General features: G+C 39.8%; 7 protein-coding genes and 2 pseudogenes. 6 read left to right on the top strand and 3 right to left on the bottom strand.

What is annotated here, in order from left to right:
* Positions 1–290, top strand: a pseudogene (locus QT74_RS08740) (DUF3519 domain-containing protein); the annotation flags it as partial.
* A gap of 91 nt (positions 291–381) precedes the next feature.
* Positions 382–599, top strand: a pseudogene (locus tag QT74_RS08850) (hypothetical protein).
* A 641-nt stretch (positions 600–1,240) separates the two neighbouring features.
* Here QT74_RS08850 and QT74_RS06670 read toward each other — a convergent pair.
* Positions 1,241–1,966, bottom strand: a complete 726-nt coding sequence (locus QT74_RS06670; RefSeq protein ID WP_033765580.1) for an NYN domain-containing protein — start codon at positions 1,964–1,966, stop codon at positions 1,241–1,243.
* A gap of 123 nt (positions 1,967–2,089) precedes the next feature.
* On the opposite strand from QT74_RS06670, the gene ruvC reads away from it, so the two are divergent.
* The gene (gene ruvC, locus QT74_RS06665; RefSeq protein WP_033765579.1) at positions 2,090–2,563 is read left to right on the top strand and encodes a crossover junction endodeoxyribonuclease RuvC; all 474 of its coding nucleotides are present in this window, start codon (positions 2,090–2,092) and stop codon (positions 2,561–2,563) included.
* Here ruvC and QT74_RS06660 read toward each other — a convergent pair whose 3' ends face one another.
* Positions 2,564–4,939 (bottom strand): TonB-dependent receptor, encoded by a 2,376-nt coding sequence (locus tag QT74_RS06660; protein WP_033765577.1) that lies wholly within the window; start codon positions 4,937–4,939, stop codon positions 2,564–2,566.
* Between the two features lie 318 nt (positions 4,940–5,257).
* On the opposite strand from QT74_RS06660, the gene QT74_RS06655 reads away from it, so the two are divergent.
* The 3 genes from QT74_RS06655 to QT74_RS06645 all read left to right on the top strand — a co-directional run bounded on the left by QT74_RS06655 (position 5,258) and on the right by QT74_RS06645 (position 8,095).
* Complete coding sequence (locus QT74_RS06655) at positions 5,258–6,775, top strand: catalase (RefSeq protein ID WP_033615228.1); 1,518 nt, start codon at positions 5,258–5,260, stop codon at positions 6,773–6,775.
* A 145-nt stretch (positions 6,776–6,920) separates the two neighbouring features.
* On the top strand, positions 6,921–7,796 hold the full coding sequence (locus QT74_RS06650; protein WP_033765587.1) for a twin-arginine translocation signal domain-containing protein: 876 nt from the start codon (positions 6,921–6,923) through the stop codon (positions 7,794–7,796).
* 83 nt (positions 7,797–7,879) lie between these two features.
* Positions 7,880–8,095 carry a hypothetical protein gene (locus QT74_RS06645; RefSeq protein WP_001206523.1) on the top strand — a complete coding sequence of 72 codons (216 nt, stop codon included), beginning with the start codon at positions 7,880–7,882 and terminating at the stop codon, positions 8,093–8,095.
* 57 nt (positions 8,096–8,152) lie between these two features.
* On the opposite strand, the gene QT74_RS06640 is transcribed toward QT74_RS06645, so the two are convergent.
* Positions 8,153–8,482 carry a zinc ribbon domain-containing protein YjdM gene (locus tag QT74_RS06640; protein ID WP_033765576.1) on the bottom strand — a complete coding sequence of 110 codons (330 nt, stop codon included), beginning with the start codon at positions 8,480–8,482 and terminating at the stop codon, positions 8,153–8,155.
* Positions 8,483–8,551: the final 69 nt, after the last annotated feature.

Genomic DNA, 8,551 nt, shown 5'->3' with positions numbered 1-8,551 from the left:
ACTAGGACTTCATAATAAGTGGGTAGTAAGCAGTTATGAAATCTATAATAGCGAGAGTGAGTCACCGTTTCTCCTTATGACTCAATTACAAGGGGTAGGTTTGGGAACCCCTAAACTCACAGAACCTAATCCTAACACAAACGTGCTTAAAACGCAAGAGCCTTCAAGCCCCCTAGAGCAAGCCAACGCTGAAAAGTATGAATTAATACTAAAAACGAAGCATAAAACGAAATTATAAGGATAGTGTAGCCCATAGAAAAACATTAGCAAAATCTCAGAATAGCAATTAAACATCAGTTATGAGCTGAGTGCTAGACATATTTGATAAAGCTAATGTGTTTTGAAACTTTAACATAAAAAATTAAACACAAGGAGTAAGCAATGAAAAGCATTAAAAAGCCTCACCTTGACCATACACAAGCCCTTGCGTCTTATGTGTCAGGGTCTATTGGCACACTCAAAGTGTTTTTAGTATGGGTTAGAAAATATTCTCTAACCCATGCCTTGACAATATTAGCACAAAAACATTAAACAATAGAGAGAGTGAATTAGCTTTAAAAACAATGTTCAAGAGTAACGGAGAACGGAGATTAGAATAACAACGCTTATAAGAAGTTTTCAAGCACCGGACTCGATGCTAACGCAAAGGTTCAGCCATAGGTCGAGTTCCCATGGTGGTGCTGAAAAGAACAATACTTAAAAAATTGAATAAGTCAAGGAGTGAAAAATGAATTAATCTTAAAAACGATGTATCAATCAAAGCTTTAATACAAGACACCAAACCCTCTAAGGGGCAACCATAGGTCGAGTTCCTATAGCGATGTCTGCAGTGATACTATTCAAAAAGATTTAACCAGTCAAGGCCAATAAAAGAAAATAAATCAAACACCTGCAATCAAATCAGAGGAGAAACGAGAACGATAATTGACAAGGAGAGTTATTAAGGAGTAAGCGGGTATATAGGGTTTGAAAAGAAAGCAGGAAATCTTAGAGAGCAAGCTAAGTTCATAGACCCTAGCTTAATCACAAAAGATGGAGGGCGTTTAGCTTCTTCTTTAAACTCTAATAACCCTAATCCTAACACAAAAGAATAAGAAAAGAAGTAATGCTACCCGCTAAGCGTTAAAAATAAGCTTCAAATCCAAAAATTTAGCTCTCTAATCAAAACAATTCTTATTGGAATTTTTAAAAATCATTTTTAAACCCTCTAAAAATCAAGCAACCTTTTTTATGGTTTAGTTTAAGCCCAATTGGTTTTAGTGAGGTTTTCTCTGATGGAAAAAAGCTTGTCTTTAACTTCGCTGCTACTCAATTTCCTCACTTTATCCGAATTGTATTTCAAATCGTGGCTAAGAAGAGACAGCCTGTTAGACAAATCGGCAATATCCACTCTCAGCCCCTCATCTCTGGCTAATTTTAGCGCTGGGATCAAGTCAGTATCTTTTGAAAATATCAAAATCCTATCAGCTATTTTTTTAAAGGCGATTCTTTGAATATCAAGTCCCATGAGCATATCCACCTGCTTTTGTTCCAATAACGCCCTATAGCTCCCATCAAACTCCACTCTTATTGCGTTTAACTTCGTTCTGCCTAACCTCAATTCCACTTGATCCAATGAAGCGAGATCGTGTTGGAAATTTTCCACATCGCTATAGATTTTCTCCCATTTAGTCGCTTCACTGCTTTGTAAGATTTCTTCAATATCACTGCTGGTGAAGATTTTCATCTCTGTCCCGGGACTTTTTTCATTTTGAAGCGCATCATTCCTTTTATCCCACAACGCATGCCTAAAATCAAAGGGTGGGGTGGTGTAAAAATAAATACGAATAATCCTTTCATCATCTAGCAAAAAAGCCCTAATAGTAACGATAACGTCTAAAGCGATATTATAATTAACGCATTTTGTTTGCTTAATATCGCGCCTAAAATTCTCCCAATCCACTAATATGATCGTGTTTGCTACCATTTATCACTCCCTTATGCATATACTTAAAAACCCTCAATATAATCTTGTGTTTTTATTCTAACAAGAAACATGGATATAATAATAGCGTTTTTTAAACCTTGCAATTAAAAATAGGAATGATTGATGCGTATTTTAGGAATAGACCCAGGCAGCAGGAAATGCGGGTATGCTATCATTTCTCATGCTTCTAACAAGCTTTCTTTAATCACAGCCGGGTTCATTAATATCACCACAACACGCTTGCAAGAACAAATCTTGGATTTGATAGAAGCCTTAGATTGTTTATTGGATCGTTATGAAGTGCATGAAGTGGCGATTGAAGATATTTTCTTTGGGTATAACCCAAAAAGCGTGATCAAACTCGCGCAATTCAGGGGGGCGTTGTCCTTAAAGATTTTAGAAAGGATCGGTAATTTTAGCGAATACACGCCCTTGCAAGTCAAAAAAGCCTTGACCGGTAACGGCAAAGCCGCTAAAGAGCAAGTAGCCTTTATGGTCAAACGCCTGCTTCATATCACAAGCGAGATCAAACCTTTGGATATTAGCGACGCCATAGCCGTTGCTATCACGCATGCGCAACGCTTAAAGCCCCACTAACTACCATTTGTAAGCCACTTCAAAGCGCGCGTTAAAACCGGGCTCTGCAATCGCTCTTTTGACAGCGTCAGTGCCTGGCATGTCCGGGCTCATGACATAGGGGCTTGTTTGATCCACATAGAATTTATTAAAAACATTGTTAAACACCGCCGAAAGCAGCAAACCCTTCCAGCGGCTTTTGGTTTTAGGGCTCCAATTGACATAAAAATTACTCACGCCATAGCCCGGTTTATGCATATGCACTAACCCTAATTGGGATCCGCATTTGGCTAGATCCGTAGGGGTTTTGGGTTTCTCAGTTGTCCCGTAATCGGGCAAGTAAATATCAAACCCGCAATAATCTAAACCGGTCACAAAACGGCTAAGCCATGCAAGATTGATCCCTGTTTTAGGAATGGTGTAATCCAATTTGACGATAAAAACATTACCGGTGCTTGCAGCAAGCTCATAGCTGTCCGCCATTAAATACCCCCTAGTGGTGGGCCAAGTGCGCGAAATCCCTACATTCAAACTCACGCCCTTATATTTGAAAGTCCCGCCCACTTCATAGCCATAAATCCTAATCGCTTGACTGAGATTATTCACGATTAAAGTTTGCGCGTATTGGGAGATGAAATTGTCTAAAGCTTGATAAAACGCCGCAGCCCTCCCGCTAAAATACTGGCTTGAATAATCAATATTAAATTCAGCGTTAGAGCCCACTTCAGGCTTGATGTTTTTAGCGTATCGTAAATCGTTTTGGCGCATGTACACGCCATCTCCTGGCATCACCCCCCTTGTAACTTGAGAATAAGTGATTTTTAAAGATAAAGGCTCAATGGGGCTGATCACAAGAGCCGCGCTAGGGCTAAAGCCTTGAGTGTAGCGGTGGTTCCAATCTTTATCATAAAGCGTGTAGGCGTCCCACCTAACCCCGGCTCCAAAAGTGATGATTTTATGAGGCGAGTAATTCGCTTGCACATAGCCTCCATAAATATTCCCATTGGCTTTCCCTCTTTGGCATAGCGTAGGGTCATTGGGGTTATTGTCTACAAGACTGCAAGCGATTTGTTTTTGCCCTTTATCATCAATATAGACTTGATTGGGTCTGTATAATTCTGATTTAGGGATGCGAGCGTCAAAAACGCTTAAATTTTGGTAGTTGAATCCGTATTCAAAAAGGCTGTCTGTGGCTTCATCAATCACATGCGCGACTTTAAGGTTTAAGCCGGTGTTGTTTAAGAATAAATTCCTAGGCTGTGAGCTTGGTTTATCGACATCAGAAAAGCTTGGGGTGCAATACCCGCCTTCAACGCATGGGTAATTTTCTCTTTCCCATTCGCTCGCTAAAGAAGTGGGGAATTTGGCATAAACGCCGTTAGGGTCAAATAGGGGATCAAATTGGGCGTTTCTAATGCTTGTATAAAGGGTAAAATCTAATCGTGGGTCGCCAAAAGAATTTCCCGCCTCCCTTTTGTATTGCAATGAAAGATTGTTAGCGCTATTGATAGAATGATACAAATACCTCGTAAAACTATCCAGCACATTAGGACACCCTTGAGCGCCATCAGGGCTAAAAGGGGCTTCACAAGGATAGGCTAACCCTATGGCGTTACTCCTTAAAGGGCGTGTGGCATTATCTCGTGTCATGTTCCAGCTGAAAGTGAGCGTGTCTCTGTCGCTCAAATAACCATTCATTTTAATTAAAGCGTTGTTTTGCTCGCTAGGCGTTCCTGGCTCTTTATCGGCTTGGGTGGGATGGAATAGGTTTTTCATCGCTGTAGCGCCGCTCCTATAATAAAAAATATTTTGGTGCGTGTAATAAGCGATAATGTCAAAATGCGCGCTTTGATAAGCCGCTCTAAAAGTTTCCCTATCCCCAAAATTGGTATAAAAACTCACCGCCCCACTGGCTGCATAATTTTTACCCCTAGGGATAAAATCAGCCGCGCCTTTAGTTTCCATTTTAATCACTCCTGCAATCGCTCCTGGCCCTGCGCTCGCATTCGCCGCCCCTTTAGTCACTTCCACGCTTTTGAGCATGCCAGGGTCAATCACGGTGTTGCCTTGGTGGTGGTAGATATTACCATTTTGCGCCGCCCCATCCACCGTAACCCTTAAAAGCCTGTCTTCAACGCCTCTCACATAGATTTTCTGCCCCATCACGCTCCCTCCGCCGACATTCACATCAGGGTTAGTCCTAAACAAATCTTTGACCTCATTGCTTTGGCGCTGATCTAATTCTTTAGAAGTAACCTTAAACTCATTGTTATAAGTGAAAATCCTTTTAGCTTGCGTGGTAACCTTATTTAAAGTGCGCTCTTCGCTATAGCAAGCCTCAGTGAGTAGGGGGAAACATAAAGCGTATCTAAGCTTTGGGTATGATCTTAAAAGCATTCAACAATTCTCCTTAATTTAAAAATTCAAAAATAAAAATACAAAAAAAAAAAACAAAATCCGTCAATGCATTGGAATGGAATGTTATGATAATTATTATTAAAACCAGATTAAAAATAAAATTTAGCGTTTAATCTTTCTTATTTTTATTAATTGTTACGAATAGAAATACTTAAGGGGTTTTTTTATTCTTAAAAAAAGGATTTTTTAAGGAAATTGAATCTTGTTAGTCTTTGTATAACAAATTATGTAATAATCACCACAAGTAATTGGCTTAGTGCTATATTACGAAGATTTAAAATCATAAAAGGAAAAAAGATGGTTAATAAAGATGTGAAACAAACCACCGCTTTTGGCGCTCCCGTTTGGGATGACAACAATGTGATCACGGCTGGCCCTAGAGGTCCTGTTCTTTTACAAAGCACTTGGTTTTTGGAAAAGTTAGCGGCGTTTGACAGAGAAAGAATCCCTGAAAGGGTTGTGCATGCTAAAGGAAGTGGGGCTTATGGCACTTTCACCGTGACTAAAGACATCACTAAATACACTAAAGCGAAAATTTTCTCTAAAGTGGGCAAAAAAACAGAATGCTTCTTTAGATTTTCTACTGTGGCTGGTGAAAAAGGTAGCGCGGATGCGGTGAGAGACCCAAGAGGTTTTGCGATGAAGTATTACACTGAAGAAGGCAACTGGGATTTAGTGGGCAACAACACACCGGTTTTCTTTATCCGTGATGGGATCAAATTCCCTGATTTTATCCACACTCAAAAAAGAGATCCTCAAACCAATTTGCCTAACCACGACATGGTATGGGATTTTTGGAGCAATGTTCCTGAAAGCTTATACCAAGTTACATGGGTTATGAGCGATAGAGGTATCCCTAAATCTTTCCGCCATATGGATGGTTTTGGCAGCCACACTTTTAGCTTTATCAACGCTAAAGGCGAACGCTTTTGGGTGAAATTCCACTTTCACACCATGCAAGGCGTTAAGCACTTGACTAATGAAGAAGCCGCAGAAGTCAGAAAGTATGATCCGGATTCCAATCAAAGGGATTTGTTCAATGCGATCGCTAGGGGGGATTTCCCAAAATGGAAATTGTCTGTTCAAATCATGCCAGAAGAGGATGCCAAGAAGTATCGATTCCATCCGTTTGATGTTACTAAAATTTGGTATCTCCAAGATTATCCGTTGATGGAAGTGGGTGAAGTGGAATTGAATAGAAATCCGGAAAACTATTTCGCAGAAGTAGAACAAGCGGCTTTCACTCCGGCTAATGTCGTTCCTGGAATTGGCTATAGCCCAGACAGAATGTTACAAGCTCGCTTGTTCTCTTATGGGGATACACACCGCTACCGCTTAGGCGTTAATTACCCTCAAATACCGGTTAATAAACCAAGATGCCCGTTCCACTCTTCTAGCAGAGATGGTTACATGCAAAATGGATACTATGGCTCTTTGCAAAACTATACACCTAGCTCATTGCCTGGTTATAAAGAAGATAAGAGTGCAAGAGATCCTAAATTCAATTTAGCTCACATTGAGAAAGAGTTTGAAGTGTGGAATTGGGATTACAGAGCTGAGGATAGCGATTACTACACCCAACCAGGCGATTACTACCGCTCATTGCCAGCTGATGAAAAAGAAAGGTTGCATGACACTATTGGAGAGTCTTTAGCTCATGTTACTCATAAGGAAATTGTGGATAAGCAATTGGAGCATTTCAAGAAAGCTGACCCCAAATACGCTGAGGGAGTTAAAAAAGCTCTTGAAAAACACCAAAAAATGATGAAAGACATGCATGCCAAAGACATGCATCATATGAAAAAGAAAAAGTAACCCTTTTCTTTAGGCGTTCTTTTTTAGGAATGCCTTGTCTTTCAAAATTTAGGTTTTTGGACACTCACCAATTTTTTGGTGTGTGTCTTACTTTTTCATTCATTCAACGAATTTAAAAATTACAAAAAGAGTTATAGTTATGAATATGAAACGAAGGGATTTTATTAAAACGACTGCTTTAGGCGCTACAGGCGCTGTTTTAGGAACGCAAATTCTACAGGCAGAAGAACGCAAGGGGAGTGTTGCAAAATATAAGATAGAGGCTGAATACAGCATTGATTTTAATTCTGCAGAACACACTTCATTGTTCATTCCCATGCCGAGCGTTGTAGCGAGCAATGTGAAATTACAAGGCAATCATGCCAGTTATCAAAGCATGCTCAATTTTGGCGTGCCTTATTTGCAAGTGGATTTTTCAAAAAGCGCTCAAAAAAAGCAAGTCCATTTGTCTTATGAGGTCGCTAGCTACCAATTAAAGGATCGTTTGTTTGATGCGAACGATTTTGTAGCGATGGGGCGTTATGAAAGAGACGATGCGAGCGTGGCCAATATTGCCAACCAGCTCAAAGGGATCACTCCCAAAGAAAGCGTTCGTAATTTCTATGCGTTCATTAAGCATGACATGCCTAGAAGACAAAAGGCTTTAGAGGGTAAAGAAAATTTACCGAAACGAGAGGGTTTGCCTTGGTTTGCAACCATTTCAAAAGAGAGCATGTTTGTGTCCTTATGCCATGCGTGTGGGATTAAAAGCGCTGAAGTGCAAGGCTTGAAATTGGCTCAAAACAGCGTGGTGAAAAACGCTTCTAGAGTGGAAGTGTATTTGAAAGATTCCTTGTTAGCGTTTGATTTTCAAAATAACCACAAGGAAGTCTTTATCCCGTTGAACCGCCATAAAGACATGCAATTAGATACTGCCTTGTTGGCGACTTTTGGCGATGCCTTTGCCCTTGTAGATGGTAGGGATTTAGGCAATTACGAGAGCAAACTTTTTGAAAAAAGAGTGTCCTATACGATTGTCTAAAGGCATGAGATTTAGGAATATTCCTTGATAGCGGGCTTTCCTTTTTAGGAGGGTTTGCAAAAAGGATTTGAAAGGGTTGTTTTATGCGAGAATTTTTTAAGAAACTTGGCACAGAATACGCTTCCAAGCTGTTTTTGGTTTATTGGCTTAGATGGATGTTGAGCGCGTTGGTGATGCTACCTTTTATGGAGGTTTTTTATTATTTCAATTTTCCGTTGTGGCTCAATCTTTTCTTGGGGCAAACCATTGGAGCGGTGATTTTTTTCAAGCTGGACAAGTTGATTTTTTCTAAAAAATGATTTTTACAAGCCTAAAAAGCCACTAAGTTTTTCTTACCCTTAAGCTTTTGTATTTTCCTAAGCTTTTTTGAGAAATTCAGATTTTAAAGACAAACTCTGCCCTTCCACTTTACAATCCACATTGTGATCGCTATTGACAAGTTTGATGTTTTTGATTTTGGTGCCTTTTTTAAGCACCAAAGATGAGCCTTTAACCTTTAAATCCTTAATGAGAATGACCGAGTCCCCATTTTGTAAAAGATTATTGTGGCAATCTTTAACGATCAATTCTTCATCATTAACTTCATTTTCATTCCATTCATACAAACAGCTAGAGCAAACCAATTGCGTGCCATCATGGTAGGTGTAGGCGTCGTTGCATTTAGGGCATGGGGGTAAATCTTGCATGATAATCATCCTTATTGTGGTATTGGTGCGATGATATTACCTAAATCAAGGTTATGAAACGCTTTATTT

The organism is Helicobacter pylori SA213A (assembly GCF_000476275.1).
Taxonomy (GTDB): domain Bacteria; phylum Campylobacterota; class Campylobacteria; order Campylobacterales; family Helicobacteraceae; genus Helicobacter; species Helicobacter pylori_CL.
This window is presented reverse-complemented; position numbering and strand designations above follow the sequence as displayed.

Coding starts and splice junctions, on each gene's coding strand:
- QT74_RS06650 (WP_033765587.1), top strand. CDS start 6,921: ATGAAACGAAGGGATTTTATTAAAACGACTGCTTTAGGCGCTACAGGC.
- QT74_RS06640 (WP_033765576.1), bottom strand. CDS start 8,482: ATGCAAGATTTACCCCCATGCCCTAAATGCAACGACGCCTACACCTAC.
- QT74_RS06655 (WP_033615228.1), top strand. CDS start 5,258: ATGGTTAATAAAGATGTGAAACAAACCACCGCTTTTGGCGCTCCCGTT.
- QT74_RS06645 (WP_001206523.1), top strand. CDS start 7,880: ATGCGAGAATTTTTTAAGAAACTTGGCACAGAATACGCTTCCAAGCTG.
- QT74_RS06670 (WP_033765580.1), bottom strand. CDS start 1,966: ATGGTAGCAAACACGATCATATTAGTGGATTGGGAGAATTTTAGGCGC.
- QT74_RS06660 (WP_033765577.1), bottom strand. CDS start 4,939: ATGCTTTTAAGATCATACCCAAAGCTTAGATACGCTTTATGTTTCCCC.
- ruvC (WP_033765579.1), top strand. CDS start 2,090: ATGCGTATTTTAGGAATAGACCCAGGCAGCAGGAAATGCGGGTATGCT.